This is a genomic window from Streptomyces sp. 2114.4 (genome assembly GCF_900187385.1).
Classification (GTDB): Bacteria; Actinomycetota; Actinomycetes; order Streptomycetales; family Streptomycetaceae; genus Streptomyces; species Streptomyces mooreae.
In genome coordinates, this window is the sequence record NZ_FYEY01000001.1 from 2,557,439 (window position 1) to 2,576,269 (window position 18,831).

The 18,831-nt window shown below is 70.2% G+C and carries 14 protein-coding genes; 3 read left to right on the forward strand and 11 right to left on the reverse strand.

Annotation, left to right across the window (positions count from 1 at the left end; genetic code table 11):
* Window positions 1-121: 121 nt before the first annotated feature.
* Window positions 122-1,825 carry a CYTH and CHAD domain-containing protein gene (locus CFW40_RS11150; protein ID WP_088797640.1) on the reverse strand — a complete coding sequence of 568 codons (1,704 nt, stop codon included), beginning with the start codon at window positions 1,823-1,825 and terminating at the stop codon, window positions 122-124.
* Window positions 1,826-2,033: 208 nt separating this feature from the next.
* On the opposite strand from CFW40_RS11150, the gene CFW40_RS11155 reads away from it, so the two are divergent.
* Window positions 2,034-2,474: an ATP-binding protein gene (locus tag CFW40_RS11155; protein ID WP_088797641.1), complete on the forward strand. Its 441-nt coding sequence runs from the start codon at window positions 2,034-2,036 to the stop codon at window positions 2,472-2,474.
* Window positions 2,475-2,481: 7 nt separating this feature from the next.
* Here CFW40_RS11155 and rodA read toward each other — a convergent pair whose 3' ends face one another.
* The 9 genes from rodA to CFW40_RS11200 all read right to left on the reverse strand — a co-directional run bounded on the left by rodA (window position 2,482) and on the right by CFW40_RS11200 (window position 13,167).
* Window positions 2,482-3,663 (reverse strand): rod shape-determining protein RodA, encoded by a 1,182-nt coding sequence (rodA, locus tag CFW40_RS11160; protein WP_256331797.1) that lies wholly within the window; start codon window positions 3,661-3,663, stop codon window positions 2,482-2,484.
* 29 nt (window positions 3,664-3,692) lie between these two features.
* Entirely contained in the window at window positions 3,693-5,843 is a 2,151-nt protein-coding gene (gene mrdA, locus CFW40_RS11165; protein WP_088797643.1) for a penicillin-binding protein 2, read from the reverse strand.
* A 48-nt stretch (window positions 5,844-5,891) separates the two neighbouring features.
* Window positions 5,892-6,611, reverse strand: coding sequence for a rod shape-determining protein MreD (gene mreD, locus CFW40_RS11170; protein ID WP_088797644.1), 720 nt, complete (start codon window positions 6,609-6,611; stop codon window positions 5,892-5,894).
* Between the two features lie 3 nt (window positions 6,612-6,614).
* Window positions 6,615-7,547: a rod shape-determining protein MreC gene (gene mreC / locus CFW40_RS11175; RefSeq protein ID WP_088797645.1), complete on the reverse strand. Its 933-nt coding sequence runs from the start codon at window positions 7,545-7,547 to the stop codon at window positions 6,615-6,617.
* 244 nt (window positions 7,548-7,791) lie between these two features.
* The gene (locus tag CFW40_RS11180; protein WP_003985182.1) at window positions 7,792-8,811 is read right to left on the reverse strand and encodes a rod shape-determining protein; all 1,020 of its coding nucleotides are present in this window, start codon (window positions 8,809-8,811) and stop codon (window positions 7,792-7,794) included.
* Between the two features lie 294 nt (window positions 8,812-9,105).
* Entirely contained in the window at window positions 9,106-9,519 is a 414-nt protein-coding gene (ndk, locus tag CFW40_RS11185) for a nucleoside-diphosphate kinase (RefSeq protein WP_088797646.1), read from the reverse strand.
* 125 nt (window positions 9,520-9,644) lie between these two features.
* Window positions 9,645-9,998 (reverse strand): DUF4233 domain-containing protein, encoded by a 354-nt coding sequence (locus tag CFW40_RS11190; protein ID WP_088797647.1) that lies wholly within the window; start codon window positions 9,996-9,998, stop codon window positions 9,645-9,647.
* 2 nt (window positions 9,999-10,000) lie between these two features.
* Window positions 10,001-11,515 carry a folylpolyglutamate synthase/dihydrofolate synthase family protein gene (locus CFW40_RS11195; RefSeq protein ID WP_088797648.1) on the reverse strand — a complete coding sequence of 505 codons (1,515 nt, stop codon included), beginning with the start codon at window positions 11,513-11,515 and terminating at the stop codon, window positions 10,001-10,003.
* A gap of 197 nt (window positions 11,516-11,712) precedes the next feature.
* The gene (locus tag CFW40_RS11200; protein WP_088802048.1) at window positions 11,713-13,167 is read right to left on the reverse strand and encodes a penicillin-binding protein 2; all 1,455 of its coding nucleotides are present in this window, start codon (window positions 13,165-13,167) and stop codon (window positions 11,713-11,715) included.
* Window positions 13,168-13,415: 248 nt separating this feature from the next.
* Between CFW40_RS11200 and CFW40_RS11205 the strand changes: the two genes are divergently transcribed.
* Window positions 13,416-14,612 (forward strand): hypothetical protein, encoded by a 1,197-nt coding sequence (locus CFW40_RS11205; protein WP_088797649.1) that lies wholly within the window; start codon window positions 13,416-13,418, stop codon window positions 14,610-14,612.
* Here CFW40_RS11205 and CFW40_RS11210 read toward each other — a convergent pair.
* Complete coding sequence (locus CFW40_RS11210; protein ID WP_088797650.1) at window positions 14,578-17,226, reverse strand: valine--tRNA ligase; 2,649 nt, start codon at window positions 17,224-17,226, stop codon at window positions 14,578-14,580. The genes CFW40_RS11205 and CFW40_RS11210 overlap by 35 nt on opposite strands.
* A gap of 150 nt (window positions 17,227-17,376) precedes the next feature.
* Between CFW40_RS11210 and CFW40_RS11215 the strand changes: the two genes are divergently transcribed.
* Complete coding sequence (locus CFW40_RS11215; protein ID WP_088797651.1) at window positions 17,377-18,318, forward strand: hypothetical protein; 942 nt, start codon at window positions 17,377-17,379, stop codon at window positions 18,316-18,318.
* The last annotated feature ends 513 nt before the right edge of the window (window positions 18,319-18,831 follow it).

The following is an 18,831-nucleotide window of genomic DNA, read 5'->3' on the forward strand; positions in this document are numbered from 1 at the left end:
CCGGCAGGCCGCGGCGCCCCTGCTGAGCAGGCGGCTGGCGGCCGGGCCGGGAGCGCGTGGTGCGGCGGCCGGCCGCCGTGCGGTGAGGCGGCCCGCCGTGGTGCGCCCCACCGCCGCGCGCTCACGGCCGGAGCGCGGCCCGGTGCTTGCGCCGGGAGGCCTTCTTCCACCGGCGTGGCAGCTCCCGCTCCCGGTCCGCCGCACGGGCCTCCTCACGCCCGTGGAGCAGACCGAAGGTGAAGCCGCCCTCACCGGCCCGCTGTGCCTGGGTGGCCAGCTCGCGCAGCGCGCCGCGCGCCACCACGCTGTCCTGGTGGTCGCCCAGCAGCTGCTGCACCCGCTTGATCCGCTTGGCGAACTTCTTCGCCGGCCGGCCGAGCGCCGGACGGGCGGCCTCCGCCGCGTACCGCGTCCGCTTGGCGGCCTTGCGGGCGCCGTGCAGCGCCTCGTCCCGCGCCTGCCCGGCCGGGGCCGCCAGCGCGGCCTCCACCCGGCGGGCCAGCCGCCGGTAGTCCTTCAGCACGGCGCCGGCCACCACGTCGGGCGCCGGCCGGTCCGCGGCCGGGCGCAGCGGCGGCTCCTGAAGGAGGGCGTGCAGGGTCTTCAGCAGCTCCAGATAGCGGGGTCCGTCCAAGACGGAGAGCACTTCCCTGCGCGCGTCGGCGCGGCGCCGCTCGGACCAGATGCGCAGCCGGGCGGCCACCGGGCCGAGCCGCAGCGTGCGGGGCACCTCGGCCAGCGCCTGCTGCAGCCGCGCGGTCAGCACCTCGCGGTCCCGGTCCACCCCCAGCTCCGCCGCCAGCCACTGGAGCTCCAGGCCGATGGGCCGGGTGACGGCGCGGTCGAGCACCTTCGTGTACGAGCGGAAGGCGCTGCGCAGCCGGCGGGTGGCGACCCTCATCCGGTGTACCGAGTCGGGCAGATCGCGCCGTACCGCCGGATCCAGCTCGATGATCACCCGTACCTGCTCGCGGACGTACCGGAGCACCACGTCTCCGGCGGTGGGTTCCTTCTTCTTGCCGGCCGTGGTCTTGTTGTTCCCGGCCGTGGTCTTGTTGTTCCCGGCCGTGGTCTTGTTGTTCCCGGCCGTGGTCTTGTTGTTCCCGGCCGTGGCCTTGTTCTTCGCCGTCATGGCCTTGCCTCCGCGTTTGCCGGAGCCTTGGGGGCGGGACGTTTCCCCTCCCGCGCCGGGACGTGCGGGGCGCTCGCGCGCCAGGCCCGTCTCGGCGAGTGCCCGCGCCAGCTTCGACTCCGCTGAGGCGGGGCGCGCCCCGGCCGCGACCAGGGCCCGGCCGACCTCGTCCAGCAACCCGCTGTCGCCGCCCCCGAGCAGTTCCACCTCGATCTCGCGCCACCGGGCCCCGCCCGCGCCGCTCTTGGCGGACTTCCCCGCCCGCTGTGCGTGCACCTCGTCCACCGCCAGCTCCGCGAGCGGTGCGCCCCCGGCATCGTGCAGCACCCGGACCGTGCGCCGCGTCCGCAGCCGGATGAGGGGCACCAGTTCCTCCTCCAGCACCCGTGACCGGACGAGCGCGGTCAGCTCCGGGGGCGGTGTGTCGGACAGCGGCGCCCGCACTTCGTCCCGGACGCCCGGCGCAACCGGCAGCTTCAGGTGCCAGCCCGCGTCCCTGCCGCCGGTGCGTCTGCGCAGCGTGAGGGCGTCGGCGGCGAGGCGCTGGTCAGGAGTGTCGTAGTAGCGGGCGTCCAGCTCCTCGACACCCGATTCCGCCACGGTGGCGACCCGGCCGACGCCGGCCAGGTCGGGCAGCCGCGCACCGTCGTCGATCTCGTACTTCCGTTCGATTTCCCGCACGGTGTCCGCCATGCATCGAGGCTAGCCACCCGCCCCGGCCGGGGCCACCCGCCCGGACGGGGAAACCGCCCCACCGCGCGGTCCGCGGCAGGGGTCCGCGGGAACGGGTAGCGCCGCACACACCAGGTGGGTTACTCTGTGTGACGAACCGAGTACGCAGAGTACGAATCGAGCGTGCAACCCGCTCGCCACTCACTCGCCCCCAGGGGAGGGAGACACCGTGCACCCCTCAACCGCGCCCGTCACCCGGACACGCCTCCGCGTCTCGGCGGGCGCCAGGCCGTACGTTCTCACCGCACCGAGCACCCCCACCGCCCCCAAGGCCGCGCGCGATTTCGTCCACGCCGTGCTGCGCCGCACCCCGCTCTCCCCGCTCCTCGACACCGCCGTGCTGCTCACCTCGGAGGCGGTGACCCGCGCGCATCTGCACACACCGCACACGGCGGACATCCTGCTGCGGATGCTGACCGCCGGGCAGGGCCTGCGGATCAGCGTGCACGACCGGGCACCGGTCCGGATTCCGCGGCCGGTGCCCGGCGGGCAGCCGGACGACTACGGGCTCCTGCTGACCGGCCACCTCGCCGACGACTGGGGCACGACGCCGCCCGAGGACCTGCCGCGGCCCACCTCGCTGTGGTTCGAGCTCCACCTCAGGCAGTGAGGCGGCGTCAGCGCGAAGCCGACAGGGGGCGCTGTACGCGGATCGACTGGAGCAGCCCGATCGCGATCCAGACGGCGAACATCGAGGTGCCGCCGTAGGAGACGAACGGCAGGGGGAGGCCGGTGACGGGCATGATGCCGAGGGTCATCCCGACGTTCTCGAAGGACTGGAAGGCGAACCACGCGATGATCCCGGCGGCGACGATGGTGCCGTAGAGCTCGGTGGACTCGCGCGCGATCCGGCAGGCGCGCCACAGGACGACGCCGAGCAGCACGATGATCAGGCCCGCGCCCAGGAAGCCGAGCTCCTCACCGGCGACGGTGAAGATGAAGTCCGTCTGCTGTTCGGGGACGAACTGGCCGGTGGTCTGGCTGCCGTGGAAGAGCCCGGAGCCGGTCAGTCCGCCGCCGCCGATCGCGATCCGTGCCTGGTTGGTGTTGTAGCCGACGCCGGCCGGATCGAGGCTCGGGTTGGCGAACGCGGCGAAGCGGGCGATCTGGTAGGCGTCCAGTAGCCCGAGCTGCCAGATGGCGACACAGCCCACGACGCCGGTGCCGACCAGTCCGAGGATCCAGCGGTTGGAGGCGCCGGAGGAGAGCAGGACGCCCAGGATGACGGCGCCGAGCACCATCACCGATCCGAGGTCGGGCATCAGCATGATCACGGCGACCGGGACGGCCGCCAGGCCGAGGGCCGTGACGACGGTGCGGTGGCCGGGGTGCGGGCGGTCCCCCGCGTCGACCCGGGACGCCAGGATCATCGCCATGCCGAGCGTGATGGTGATCTTCGCGAACTCCGCGGGCTGGAGCGAGAAGCCGCCGGGGATCGCCAGCCAGGAACGCGAACCGTTGATGGTGGCGCCCAGCGGCGTCAGGACCAGCAGCGCCAGCACGACCGACAGGGCGTAGAGGATCGGGACCGCGCCGCGGAGGGTGCGGTGCCCGAGCCAGATCGTGCCGGCGGCCAGCGCCAGGCCGATACCGAGATTCAGCAGATGGTGCAGGAAGTAGTAGTACTCGTCGCCGTGGTTGAGCTCGGTGCGGTTGCGGGTGGCGGAGAAGACCAGCAGCGACCCCATCAGCGACAGCACCAGGCAGGACAGCAGCAGCACCCAGTCCAGTTTGCGCAGCACCGAATCACGCGCCGTCAGCTTGCCCCAGGTACCGAGCTCGGGGGTGTAGCGCCGGATCGAGAACGCCCGGGAGGTAGGGCTGGTCGTCACTGTGGGCTCTCCGATGCGGACGGCGACGGCGACGGCAGGACGTAGGGCTTGATGGGCTGAGCCTCGATGGTCCCGTCACCCTCGATCTTGGGGAGCGAGCCCTGGGGCTTCGGCAGCAGGGCGGCCTTCGGGTTGATGCCCCCCTTCTCGTCGACTCCGTACAGGGCGTTGTAGATGTTGCGTACGGCCGGACCGGAGGCGCCGGAGCCGGTACCACCCTGGGCGATCGTCATGACGATCGTGTAGTCCTTGGTGTACGTCGCGAACCACGAGGTGGTCTGCTTGCCGTAGACCTCGGCGGTACCGGTCTTGGCGTGCATCGGAATCTTGTCCTGCGGCCAGCCCTGGAAGCGCCAGGCGGCGGTACCGCGGGTGGCCACACCCGCCAGCGCGGAATCGATCTGCTGGAGCGTCTTGGGGCTGTCCGGCAGCTTGCCGTGCGACGTGGGCTTGATCTGCTGCACCTTCTTGCCGTCGGGGCTGACGACGGCCTTGCCGACGGTCGGGTTGTAGAGGGTGCCGCCGTTGGCGATCGCGCCGTAGATGGTCGCCATCTGGATCGGTGTGACGAGGGTGTCGCCCTGCCCGATGGCGTAGTTGATGGAGTCGTAGGCGTGCAGCTTCATGCCTTCGAGGCAGCCCTCACGGGCGAGCTTGGTACCGAAGTCCTTCTTCTTGGGCCAGGCCTTGGCCTGCTTGCACCAGCCGTCCTTGTTGGCCTTCCAGAAGTCGGTCTTCCACTTGCGGTCGGGGACCCGGCCGGTGACCTCGTTGGGCAGGTCGATGCCGGTCTCCTTGCCGAGGCCGAACTGGTGGGCGGTCTTGTAGAACCAGTCGTTGGGGTCCTTCTTGGGCTTGTCCCCGCCGTCCTTCTTCCACTCCTCGTGCGAGAGCCGGTAGAAGACGGTGTCGCAGGAGACCTCCAGCGCCCGGCCCAGGCTGATGTCGCCGTGGCCCTCGCCCTCGAAGTTCTTGAAGGTCTGGCCGCCGATGCTGTACGAGCTGGTGCAGGGGTAGTGGCCGTTGAAGTCGTAGCCCGCGTTGATCGCGGCCGTGGTCGAGATGACCTTGAAGATCGAGCCGGGGGCGGCCTGTCCCTGGATGGCGCGGTTCAGCAGCGGGTAGTTGGAGTCCTTGCCGGTGAGGTGGGCGTAGTCCTTGCCGGAGATGCCGCCGACCCAGGCGTTGGGGTCGTAGCTGGGGTTGGAGGCCATCGCCACCACCCGGCCGGTCTTGGCCTCCATCACGACCACGGCGCCCGAGTCGGCCTTGTAGTTGGTGCCGGTGTTCTTGTCGTGCACCTTGCGGGCGTCCTTCATGGCCTGCTCGAGCTGCTTCTCCGCTATGGCCTGCACGCGGGCGTCGATGCTGGTGACGACGCTCGCGCCGCCCTGGCCCTTCTCGCTCTTGGCCTGGCCGATGACCCGGCCGAGGTTGTCGACCTCATAGCGGGTGACGGCGGCCTTGCCGCGCAGATAGCGGTCGTACGTACGTTCCAGACCGGACCGGCCGATCTGGTCGGAGCGCAGGAACGGCGAGCGGGTGTTCTTGGCCTTGTTGATCTCCTCGTCGGTCACCGGCGAGAGGTAGCCGAGCACCTGGGCGGTGTTGGCGTTGCCGGGCTCGGCGTAGCGCCGTACGGCGGTGGGTTCGGCGCTGATGCCGGGGAACGCCTCGGAGCGTTCGCGGATCTGGAGGGCCTGCTGGGTGGTGGCCTCGTCGGTGATCGGGATCGGCTGGTAGGGCGAACCGTTCCAGCAGGGCTGCGGGGTCTTGGCGTCGCACAGCCGGACCTTGTTGCGGATCTCCTTCTCGGACATCCCGAGCACCTTGGCCAGCCGGCCGAGCACGGCCTTGCCGTCGTCCTTCATCTTCAGCAGATCGGTACGGCTCGCGGAGACGACCAGGCGGGTCTGGTTGTCGGCCAGCGGCACCCCCCGCGCATCGAGGATCGAGCCGCGGGTGGCGGGCTCGATGACCTGCTGAACGTGGTTGTTCTTCGCCTCGGTGGCGTACTCCTGGCCGTTGCGGATCTGCAGATACCAGAGCCGGCCGCCGAGGGTGAGCAGCAGGGAGAAGACCAGGATCTGGATCGCGATGAGCCGGACGCTGACCCGGGAGGTCCGGGTTTCCGGGAGATTACTCATGGCGCGCAGCGCCTCCACGAGGGGTGGTGATCGGAAGGAGACAGGGCGTCACAGTCGCTTGACCCCCTTGATGCGGCCCACCTTGTCGCGGGCCGACTTGCCGAGCAGGCTGCCGCGCTGGCTGCCGATGCCCGTGCCCGTGCGCAGGGATTTCATGGCACCGCGGCTGGCCTTGAGTCCCGTGCCGGTGGTGAGCCAGCCGTATCCCGCATCGCGGCTGCCGGCCCCGCCGCTCTGGCTGCCGGAACTGTCGCCGGCCAGCAGATCGCCCTCGGTTTTCCGCGCCACAGCCATCACGAGAGGAACCGTGAAGGGGGCCAGCAGCAGGTCGTAGAGGGTGGCGCTGAGCAGCAGTCCGACGATGCCGACGTGGCGGGCGGCGGTGTCACCGACCAGCGAGCCGACGCCGGCGTACATCAGCGTCGAGCCGACGGCGGCACCGAGGACGACGAGCAGCGGAAGCGTCGCCGAGCGGTGCCGGCCCGAGTCCGGCTTGGTCAGACCCGCGGCATAGCCGATGACGCAGAGCACCAGCGCATAGCGGCCGATGGCGTGGTCGGACGGCGGGGCGAGGTCGGCCAGCAGCCCGGCGAAGAAGCCGACCAGCGCGCCGCCGACATGGCCGTAGACCAGCGCGAGGCCGACCACGACGAGCAGCAGCAGATCCGGTACCGCACCGGGAAGTTGGAGTCTGGCGAGAATGGTGACCTGGATGACGAGGGCGACGACCACCAGCGGGGCCGAGAGCAGGATCCGGTTGATGCGCATCGGTCAGCTCCTGGGTGAAGCGCTCGCGGAGGGGGTGGCCGTGACGGTGACCGTCGGCGTCGGCTTGGGCTTCGCGGGCGCAGGCGGCAGGACGGTGTCGCGGGGGTCCTGGCGGGGCGGTGCGACGACCACGCCGACGATGTCGAGCTGGGAGAACGAGACGAACGGCCGGACCTGGAGGTTGCGGGTCAGATCGCCGTTGGACGGCTCGACCTTGACGACCCTGCCGACGGGCACCCCGGGCACGAACGGCTTGTCCCGGCTGGAGCCGAAGGTGACCAGGCGGTCGCCCCGCTTGATGTTGGCCTTGCCGTTGAGAAGCTGCACGCGCAGCGAGCGGACGCCCTGCCCGTTGGCGAAGCCGATCTCGTTGGTCTTCTCCATACGGGTGCCGACGGTGAAGTCGGGGTCGGCGGCCAGCAGGACGGTGGAGGTGTCGGCGCCGACCGTGGTGACCCGGCCGACCAGACCGTCGCCGTTGAGGACGGTCATGTCGCGGGCGATGCCGTCCCGGCGGCCGGCGTCGATGGTGACGGTCCAGGAGAAGCCCTGGGCCGAGCCGATGGCGATGACCTGGGCGCCCTTGATGCCGTACTGGCCGGTGCCGGCGGTCTTGAGGATCTTGTCGAGCTCGGCGGCGCGGCTGCGGTTGCGGTCGGAGGAGCCGAGCTTGGCCTTCAGCGCCTCGTTCTCGTGCTCCAGCGTGCTGATCCGGTTGTGCCGGCGGCCGGAGTCCCGCACGGCACCGATGGCGTTGCCGACCGGATTGACGACGCGGGCCACGCCGCCCTCGACCGGGCCGAAGGCGGAGGCGGCGGCTTGCCGGGCACCATCGAGCGGGGACTGTTCGCCGCCGCGGATATCGACCGTGATCAGCGCGAACGCGATCGCGATCAGCAGCACCAGCAGCAGCCGGCTCTCTCGTGTGTCCCTCACGTGCGGCGGCCGTGTCCTTCCTCGTAGGACCGGCCGGCTGCGGGCCCCGCCGGTCTCGTTCGGGAGTTGAGCGTTGTGCCTGATGTGACGGCGCCGGATGATGAAGCGTCAGGACACCGTGTCTGTCGGGATGTTGTGCCTGTATATCAGCGATCCGCCGGGCGGACCGGCCGGGGTCGCCAGGGGCCCCGACCGCCGCGGACGCCGTTCGGCGTCCGCGGCGTGGAGCGGGACCCGGGCCGTGCTACCTGCGCGGCTGGGAGTCGAGGACCTGCTGCAGCGCCTCGAACTCCTCGACGCACTTGCCGGAACCGAGCGCGACGGAGTCGAGCGGGTCCTCGGCGATGTGGATGGGCATACCGGTCTCGCGGCGCAGCCGCTCGTCGAGGCCGCGGAGCAGGGCGCCGCCTCCGGTGAGCACGATGCCGCGGTCCATGACGTCACCGGACAGCTCCGGCGGGCACTTGTCGAGCGTCGTCTTGACCGCGTCGACGATGGAGTTGACCGGCTCCTCGATGGCCTTGCGGACCTCGGCGGCCGAGATGACGACGGTCTTCGGCAGGCCGGAGACCAGGTCACGGCCGCGGATCTCGGTGTGCTCGTCCTGCTCGAGGTCGTACGCCGAACCGATGGTGATCTTGATGCTCTCGGCGGTGCGCTCGCCCAGCAGAAGGCTGTACTCCTTCTTGATGTGCTGGATGATCGCGTTGTCGAGTTCGTCGCCGGCCACCCGGATGGACTGCGCGGTGACGATGCCGCCGAGCGAGATGACCGCGACCTCGGTGGTACCGCCGCCGATGTCCACGACCATGTTGCCGGTGGCCTCGTGCACCGGCAGGCCGGACCCGATCGCGGCGGCCATCGGCTCCTCGATGATGTGGACCTGGCGCGCGCCGGCCTGGGTCGAGGCCTCGATGACCGCGCGGCGCTCCACGCCGGTGATGCCGGAGGGGACACACACGACGACCCGCGGGCGGGCCAGATAGCGCCGCTTGTGGATCTTCAGGATGAAGTAGCGGAGCATCCGCTCGGTGATCTCGAAATCGGCGATCACGCCGTCTTTCAGGGGCCGTACGGCGACGATGTTGCCGGGCGTGCGCCCGATCATCTTCTTCGCCTCAGCACCTACCGCGAGAATCCCGCCGGTGTTGGTGTTGATGGCCACGACCGACGGCTCGTTGAGGACGATGCCGCGGCCCCTGACGTACACCAGCGTGTTGGCGGTCCCGAGGTCGACAGCCATGTCACGGCCGATGAACGACATGTTGTTCCCCATGAGGATACGTCTGGCCTTCCCAACTGGAGCGAATGCTTACTGGAGGTCGGCAGGAGGTGATGCGCTGTGCGGCGCGGAAGCCTCCATCGTAGTTCGTAGTGCGCCCACTCGAACACGTCGGGAGGCTGTTTCGCCATTGTCAGCCGTACACGCACCCGCCCCCCTTAATGGTGACGTCGTGTCGCGATGATGCGTTCCCCCGATCGTGTCGTATACACCAAAGGGCGACCGATGTTTTTTTCGGTCGCCCCTGGTCACGAGGGGTGTGTAGCTGACGAGACGTCAGGAGATGCCGGGGAAGAAAATCTTGATTTCACGCTCTGCGGACTCTTCGGAATCCGATGCATGGATCAGATTCTCTCGGGTGATCGTTCCGAAGTCCCCACGAATGGACCCACCCGGCGCGGCAATCGGGTCAGTCGGACCGGCCAGCGTCCGCACGCCCTCGATCACCCGCTCGCCCTCGACGACCATCGAGACCACCGGCCCGGAGGACATAAAGGCGACCAGGGGCTCGTAGAACGGCTTGCCGACGTGCTCGGCGTAGTGCTGCTCGAGCAGCGCGCGGTCCAGGCTGCGCAGCTCCAGCGCGCTGATCGTCCAGCCGGCCTTTTTCTCGATACGGCCGAGAATCTCGCCGATCAGACCGCGCTGGACGGCGTCGGGCTTGAGGAGGACGAGGGTGCGCTGGCTCACGGAGGAACTCCCTGGATATGAACAATGGTCAGCGGGTGAACTGAGGCTACATGGGTGACCCGGCCCCGGGCGGCCCCGCCCCCGGCCACCTTCCCCGGGGCCCGGGGCGGCGCCCGCGCCCTGTCTCAGGCCGGCTCGCCCGGCGCCTCGGCCTGCGCGGCCCAACGGGCCTTCGCCTCATCGATCTTGCGTCCGAAGTGGACCGACGCCCACCACAGGGCCGCGAAGACCGCGCCCAGGAAGAACATCGTCGGGACCACGAAACCGGCGGCGATCAGGGCGAGCTGCAGCACCCAGCCGAGCTGGACGCCCCCCGGGCGGCTGAGCATCCCGCACAGCAGGAGGCTCAGCAGCATCCCGATGCCGCTGACCGTCCAGACCGTGGCCGCCGGCAGGTCGGTCATCTGCATCGCCACCAGGCCCGCGAAGCCGATCACGAAGAATTCACCTATCAGGGTGCTCGCACACAGGGTGCGCATGATCAGCCCCTTCCCATCAGCAGCCGGGCCTCGCCGACCGTGATCACCGAGCCGGTCACCAGCACACCCGCTCCGGAGAACTCGCCCTCTTCCTCGGCGAGGGTGATCGCCGCCTCCAGGGCGTCGTCGAGCCGCGGCTCGACCTGCACGCGCTCGGCGCCGAAGACCTCGACGGCCACGGCGGCCAGCTCATCGGGATCCATCGCACGATGGCTGGAATTACGTGTCACCACGACCTCGGCGAAGATCGGCTCGAAGGCCTCCAGAAAACCGCGTACGTCCTTGTCCCCGCTGGCCCCGACGACACCCACCAGCCGGCTGAACCCGAACGCCTCGGTGACCGCCTCGGCCGCCGCCCGCGCACCCGCGGGGTTGTGTGCCGCGTCCAGCACGACCGTCGGGCTGCGCCGTACGACCTCCATCCGGCCGGGCGAGCTGACCGCGGCGAACGCGGAGCGGATGGTGTCGATGTCCAGCGTGCGGGCGTGGTCCGAGCCGACGCCGAAGAACGCCTCGACCGCGGCGAGCGCCACCGCGGCGTTGTGGGCCTGGTGGGCGCCGTACAGCGGCAGGAAGATCTCGGGGTACTCGCCGCCCAGTCCGCGCAGGGTCAGCATCTGTCCGCCGACCGCGACCTCGCGGCTGAGCACGCCGAACTCCATGCCCTCACGGGCGACCGTGGCATCCACCTCGACCGCGCGCTTGAGCATCACCGACGCCGCGTCCACCGGCTGCTGCGCCAGCACGACCGTGGCGTCCTTCTTGATGATCCCGGACTTCTCGCCGGCGATCTGCTCGGGCGTCTCCCCCAGCCGGTCGGTGTGGTCCAGGGAGATCGGGGTGACCACGGCGACATCGCCGTCAATGACGTTGGTCGCGTCCCACGTGCCGCCCATGCCGACCTCGACGACCGCGACGTCCACGGGGCTGTCGGCGAAGGCGGCGTACGCCATGGCCGTCAGCACCTCGAAGAACGAGAGGCGGTACTCCTGCTGGGAGTCGACCATCTCCACGTACGGGGCGATGTCCCGGTAGGTCTCGATGAACTGCTCGGCGGAGATCGGGGCGGCGTCCAGGCTGATCCGCTCGGTGATCGACTGGACGTGCGGGCTGGTGTAACGGCCGGTGCGCAGGTCGAAGGCGGACAGCAGGGCCTCGATCATGCGGGCGGTGCTGGTCTTGCCGTTGGTGCCGGTGATGTGGATGGACGGGTAGGCACGCTGGGGTTCGCCCAGGATGTCCAGCAGCGCCGCGATGCGCTGTACCGACGGGTCGAGCTTGGTCTCGCCCCAGCGGCCGGCCAGCTCGTCCTCGACGGCGCGCAGCGCACGGTCGACCTCGGGGTCGGCCGGGCGGGCAGGGATCCCGTCCCCCTGCGGCGGCCCGGCCTGGGCGCGCAGGGTCCGGCTGCCGGCCTCGATCACCGCAAGATCCGGGTCACGGTCGGTCTCCGCCTCGACCAGTTCGTCGAAGGCTTCGTTCGGGTCGGGGTCGTCGTTCTGGGGGCGCTCGCTCACGCCGACCAGTCTACGAGGCACGTGTGACAGCGGTGCGCTGCGCTGCCCCCTCCCGGGTACCACGCCGCCTGAGGGAGCGGGAGGCCGGCGCGACCGGCCCCGGACCGCGCCCGTACGCCGGGCCCGGCCCCGGCCCGGCCCCGGCCCGGCCCCGGGCCCGTACGCCGGAGCCGCCCCCTCCCCTGCGCCCGTGCCGCCTATGCCAGCGCCGCCTTCATCATCGCCCGCGCGGCCGGTGCCGCCAGCCCGTTGCCGGAGACCTCGTTGCGGGCGGCATGCCCGTCCTCGACCATCACGGCCACCGCCACCCGGTGCCCCTTGCCGTCCTCGGCGTAGGAGACGAACCAGGCGTAGGGCGTACCGTTGTTGTCGACGCCGTGCTGGGCGGTGCCCGTCTTGCCGCCGACGGTCAGTCCGCCGATCTTCGCGCCGGACCCGGTGCCCTTGTCCACGACCGTCCGCATCGCCGATTTCAGCTGCCCGGCCGTGTGCGCCGACACGGCCTTCCCGCCGCGGTACGCCGCCGGGCCGAAGTCCTGGACGGTGTTGCCGCCGCCGTCGGTCAGCTTGTCGGCCAGCTGCGGCTTCTTGAGCTCACCGCCGTTCGCGAGGGCCGAGGAGACCATCGCCATCTGCAGCGGGGTCGCCTGGTCGTCGAACTGGCCGATCCCGGACAGCGCGGTCTGCGCCTCGTCCATGTCGGAGGGGTAGACGCTCTTGCCTGCCCGCACCGGGGTGTCCACCTTCTCGTCGTTGAAGCCGAACTTCTCGGCCTGCGCCTTCACCTTGTCCTTGCCCAGGTCGACGGCCATCTTCGCGAAGACGGTGTTGCAGGAGTACTGGAGCGCGGTGCGGATGTCCGCGTTCTTGCAGGGCGCGGCGCGGTTCTCGTTGGTGAGCTTGGTGCGGGTGTGCGGGAGGGTGTACGGGTCGGGGCTGTGGGTGGGCTCGTCCACCGAGGAGTACAGACCGTTCTCCAGCGCGGCCGCGGCGACCACCAGCTTGAAGGTGGAGCCGGGCGGCAGCGGCTGCCGCAGCGCCCGGTTGACCTCGGGGTGGTCCGGGTCGGCGGACATCTTCTGCCAGGCCTTCTGGTCGGACCCGGCGGACCCCGCGAACGTCCCCGGATCGTACGAAGGGGTGCTGACCATGCCCAGGATCCGCCCGGTGTCCGGGTCCATGGCGACGGCGGCGCCCTTCTTGCCGTCCAGCGCCCGGTAGCCGGCCTTCTGCACCGCGGGGTCGATGGTGGTGGCCACGTCGCCGCCCTTGGCCCGGGTGCGGGTCAGCGCGTCGGCGGGGCTCTGCAGCCGGCTGTCGGAGCCGTCGAGGAGGTCGCCGTAGAGGCTCTCCAGCTGGTTGTGGCCGAAGATCTGCGAGGTGAAACCGGTGACCGGGGCGTAGAGCGGGCCGTCCTTGTAGGTCCGCTTGTACTTGAGCGTGGAGGAGGTGGCGGCGGAGCCGGTCACGGGTTCCCCGCCGACGAGGATGTTGCCCAGCGGCGCCGCGTACTTGCCGATCGCCACCCGCGGATTGTGCGGGTCCTCCTTGTACTCGCCGGCCTTCGCGCCCTGGAGCCAGGTGACCCAGCCCATCAGCGCGACGATGAGGGCCAGGCAGAAGATCGAGGCCCGGCGCAGGGGCTTGTTCATGGAGCGCGGCTCCTCGGTGGGGGACGGGCGGTGGTGCGGGCATTCCGGCATTCCGGCATTCCGTTCCACCGTGCCCCGGCTTTATGAGAGCGCGATGAGAACCGCCGGACCGGCCCCTGCGGGACAACTTCCCGCCGCCTTTCGCCCTCTTCCACGGCGGGCTGTCCACGCCTCCGGGATCAAGATCATCACCACACAGCGCACGGGAAGGCTGGAGCTGAGGACCGGTGCCGGCAATCAGTCAGCGGATGCATTTGGTACTGCTCACCGCCTGGACGGTGCTGTGGTTCGTCCTCGTCGAACCGCACGGCGGCTTCTCCTGGCACTATCTGCGCACCGGCGGCGAACTGATCTACCAGGGCGACGCGGGCGACGGCTCCGGCGGCCTGAACCTCTACGCGCACCACCCCGAGCTCCAGATGGGCCCGCTCAGCTTCCTGACGGCCGGCCTGTTCAACCCCTTCCCCGAGGCCACCGGGCAGTTCCTGGCCGCGGCGCTGATGTCGCTGCTCGGCCTGGTGATCGTGGTGCTGGCGGGCCGCAGCGCCGCCTTCCACTTCCTGGGCACCGGCACCAACCACCAGCGGCTGCGGCAGCGCGTACTGATCGCCGGGCTGGCCTTCATCCCCATGTGGATCGAGGTCGCGGTCCGCTTCGGGCATCTCGACGACGTCCTCGCGCTGTTCTTCACCGCCCTCGCGGTACGGGCCCTCACCCGCGGCAACGCCGCGCTCACCGGCGTCTGCCTGGCCCTGGCGATGGATTCCAAGCCCACCGCGCTGGCCTTCCTCCCGCTGCTGCTCGCCCTGCCGAGGGAGAAGTGGCTGCGCGCCGGGGTGTGGTGCGCGGGCCTGGTCGCCCTGGCGTGGCTGCCGTTCTTCGCCGGCGACCCGCAGTCCTTCGCCGCGGCGAAGTTCGCCATCCCCAACCATCCGGCATCCGCACTGCGCTGGCTGGGCGTCGGCGACCCCGAGACCCCGGGCTGGGACCGCCCCGCCCAGGCCGCGCTCGGCCTGGCACTGGGCTCGGTCGCCGTGTGGCGGGGGCGCTGGGCGGCGGTGGTGCTGCTCGGCGCCAACGCCCGTATCGTCCTCGACCCCAGCGTCTACACCTACTACACCGCGTCGGTGCTGCTGGGCACCCTGCTGTGGGACGTGATCGGCCAGCGCCGACTGGTCCCCTGGTGGAGCTGGCTGGCCCTGCTGATCCTCTACGGCAGCGTCTTCGCCGTCCCCGACGACGCCGCCCGGGGCCTGATCCGTCTGGCGTTCGTGACCGTCTCGACGGCGTACGTCCTGCTCTGGCCGGTACGCGAACGGGGCCGGCGGGAGCCGGGACGGCGCAGGCCCCCCGCCCGTACGGACGAGGGGCCTGCACACGACGGCCTTGGGGACGGCCCGGGGCCCGCGGTTACGCCTGGGGCAGGGCCGCCAGCTGCGCGGTGATCCGGACGATGTCCGCCTCCGCGGCCTGAAGCCGGCCGCGGATCTTCTCCACGACCTTCTCCGGCGCCTTGGCGAGGAACGCCTCGTTGCCGAGCTTGGCGGTGGCCTGCGCCTTCTCCTTCTCGGCGGCGCCCAGGTCCTTCGTCAGCCGCTTGCGCTCGGCCTCGACGTCGATCGCGCCGGACAGGTCCAGTGCGACCGTGGCGCCCGCGACCGGCAGCGAGGCGGTGGCGCTGAAGCCCTCGCCGGCCGGCTGCAGCCGCAGCAGCGAGCGCATCGCGGCCTCGTGGGGCGCCAGCGCCGTACCGGACAGCTCCAGCTGCGCGGGGACCTTCTGGCCGGGCTGCAGCCCCTGGTCCGAGCGGAAGCGGCGGACCTCGGTCACCACCTGCTGGACGGTCTCGATCTCCCGCTCGGCCGCCACGTCCCGGAAGCCGCCCGGGGCGTCGGCCCCAGCAACGGCCACCGCCTTCGGCCAGTCGGCGATCACGACCGACTCACCGCCGGTCAGCGTCGTCCACAGGGTCTCGGTGACGAACGGGACGATCGGGTGCAGCAGCCGCAGCGTGACGTCCAGGACCTCGCCCAGCACCCGGCGCGAGGCGTCGGCGGCCGGGCCGCCCGCCATGAACGTGGTCTTGGACAGCTCGACGTACCAGTCGAAGACCTCGTCCCAGGCGAAGTGGAAGAGGGTGTCCGACAGCTTCGCGAACTGGTAGTCGTCGTAGTACGCATCGACCTCGGCGACAACCGAGTTCAGCCGGGACAGGATCCACCGGTCGGTCGCCGACAGCTGCTCGGCGGGCGGCAGGTCGCCCTCCACCGTCGCACCGTTCATCAGCGCGAAGCGGGTGGCGTTCCAGATCTTGTTGGCGAAGTTCCGGGAGCCCTGGACCCAGTCCTCGCCGATCGGGACGTCGACACCGGGGTTGGCGCCGCGGGCGAGGGTGAACCGGACGGCGTCGGAGCCGTACGCGTCCATCCAGTCCAGCGGATTGACCGCGTTCCCGAAGGACTTGGACATCTTCTTGCCGAACTGGTCGCGGACCATGCCGTGCAGCGCGATGGTGTGGAACGGCGGGGTGCCGTCCATCGCGTACAGCCCGAACATCATCATCCGGGCGACCCAGAAGAAGAGGATGTCGTAGCCGGTGACCAGGACGGAGTTCGGATAGAACTTCCCGACGCTCGGGGTCTGCTCGGGCCAGCCGAGCGTGGAGAACGGCCACAGCCCGGAGGAGAACCAGGTGTCCAGGACGTCGGTGTCCTGCGTCCAGCCCTCGCCGCTGGGCGCCTCGTCGTCGGGTCCGACGCAGACGACCTCACCGTTCGGGCCGTACCAGACCGGGATGCGGTGGCCCCACCACAGCTGCCGCGAGATGCACCAGTCGTGGAGGTTGTCGACCCAGCCGAAGTAGCGGGACTCCATCTCCTTGGGGTGGATCGCGACCTTGCCGTCGCGGACCGCGTCCCCCGCGGCCTTCGCCAGCGGGCCGACCTTGACCCACCACTGCATCGACAGCCGCGGCTCGATGGTGGTCTTGCAGCGCGAGCAGTGGCCGACGGAGTGGGTGTACGGGCGCTTCTCGGCGACGATCCGGCCGTCGGCGCGCAGCGCACCGACGATCGCGGACCGGGCCTCGAAGCGGTCCAGGCCCTGGAACGGGCCGTGCGCCGTGATGACGCCGCGCTCGTCGAGGACGGCGAGATTGGGCAGGCCGTGCCGGCGCCCGATCTCGAAGTCGTTGGGGTCGTGGGCCGGGGTGACCTTGACCGCGCCGGTGCCGAACTCCGGGTCGACGTGCTCGTCGGCGACGACCGGGATCCGGCGGCCGGTCAGCGGCAACTCGATCTCGGTGCCGACGAGATGGGCGTAGCGCTCGTCCTCCGGGTGAACGGCGACCGCGGTGTCGCCGAGCATCGTCTCGGCGCGGGTGGTCGCCACGACGATGGAGTTCTCGCCCTCGCCGTAGCGAATGGAGACCAGCTCGCCGTCGTCGTCCTGGTACTCCACCTCGATGTCCGAGATGGCGGTCAGACAGCGCGGGCACCAGTTGATGATGCGCTCGGCGCGGTAGATCAGCTCGTCGTCGTAGAGCCGCTTGAAGATCGTCTGGACGGCCTTGGACAGGCCCTCGTCCATGGTGAAGCGCTCCCGCGACCAGGCGACGCCGTCGCCGAGCCGGCGCATCTGGCCGGAGATCTGGCCGCCGGACTCGTTCTTCCACTGCCAGACCCGCTCGACGAACGCCTCGCGGCCCAGGTCGTGCCGGGAGACGCCCTCCTTGGCAAGTTCGCGCTCGACGACGTTCTGGGTGGCGATACCGGCATGGTCCATGCCCGGCTGCCACAGGGTCTCGTAGCCCTGCATGCGCTTGCGGCGGGTGAGGGCGTCGATCAGCGTGTGCTCGAAGGCGTGGCCCAGGTGCAGGGAGCCGGTGACGTTCGGCGGCGGGATGACGATGGTGTACGGCGGCTTGTCGCTCTTCTCGTCCGCCTCGAAGTAACCCCGCTCTACCCAGCGCTCGTACAGCGGCCCCTCTACATCGGCCGGCGTGTACTGAGTCGGCAGTTCGGGGGCGCTGTGGTTGCTCTGCTGAGTGTTCTCGGTCACGACGCACAGTGTACGGGCGCGGATGTCGCAGCTTCGAATCGGTTTCGCCCCCCGGGCACCGGCTGTCAGCGGCGTCATACAGGATGTCGGAAGCGTATAAACATCACGCAGCACTCAACTGGCTTCAGTTGTCACGAGGGGAACCGCTCCATGAGCTTCAACCAGCCGCCTCCCGGCCCGTACGGCCAGCAGCCCCAGCAGCCCGGCCCATACGGCCAGCCGCAGCAGCCGCAGGCCCCGCAGCCGGGCTACGGCTACCCGCAGCAGGGCGGCCAGGTACCGGGGCAGCAGCCGGGCTACGGCTACCCGCAGCAGGCCCCCCAGCAGGGCTACGGCTACCCCCAGCAGGGCGGCCAGCCCGGCTACGGCCAGCAGGCTCCGTACGGCGGCCAGCAGACCCCCTACGGCACGATCCCGCAGGGCGCTCCGGAGAGCGGTGGCAACGGCAAGAAGATCGGCCTGATCGCCGGCGCGGTCGCGGTCGTCGCGGCGATCGGCGTGGGGGCGTACTTCGCGTTCGGGTCGGGCGGGGAGGTGAAGCCGTACACGATGGTCCTGCCGGACAGCCTGCTGAGCGGTCAGTACACCAAGGCGACCGACGCCGGGTCCGGCGGGTCCAAGCCCATCGCCGACGACAAGGAAGCCAAGGCGATGGGCATCACCAACGGCACCTCCGTCGACGCGAAGTACCAGAAGAGCAAGGCAGATCTGCTCACTGTCGGCGGCGTCTACGGCAACATCGCGGACCCGACCGGAGCGGTGGACAAGATGTTCGCCAAGATCGACGAAGGCCAGAAGCAGAGCGAGTCCAAGGCCAAGGTGGAGACGGTCACACCAGTCACCGCGTACTCCCCGGATGGCTTCGACGGCGAGGTCATGAAGTGCAAGGCCTACAAGGTCTCCTTCACCTCCGGGACCATCACCGCGTCCGGCGGGATGAGCGTCTGCATTTGGGGAGATTCCAGCGCGGTGGGCGTGGTGATGAACCAGGCGATCCCCTCGCCGAGCGCCCCCTCGGCCCAGGCCGCCACCGCCGAGCAGCTCTCCGAGAAGACCTCCAAGATCCGCAACGAGGTCCGCAAGGAAAAGTAGCGGTCCAGCCCGGTCTTGAAGCTTCAAGGCGCTCGATGAGGTGGCCTCGTCGGGCGCCTTTGCTCACGGAGGCGGAACCGCACACTCGGCAGAGCCTTGGCCAAAACCTTGCGCATCCCAGAGAAAGGGACGTATGGACTGCTAGCCTCACCTCGACCGAAAGATCAACAACGAGGGGGGTTGTTCATGCACAAAGCGATACGTCGCCTTGCCGCAGCGACTGGAGTACTGGTGGCGGCAGGTGCGCTTCCGATCGTGGCGACCGCGCCGGCCCAGGCCACCACCAAGCAGTGCACGTCGTTCCTTGCCGAAGGCGGGTACAAGGTGGGACCGAAGGTCCGTGCCGCATGCAAGATGACAGGGGAGGGCGGGCTCATCGAGCGGAATAACAACGTCCCCTTCTGCCAGGCGTACCTAATCACGATCAAGGTCGACTCGAGGATTGCCGAAAGGGCATGCCAGCTCGGTGCCGACGGGCCATCATCTCACGTGTAACAACACGGAGCCGCCCGG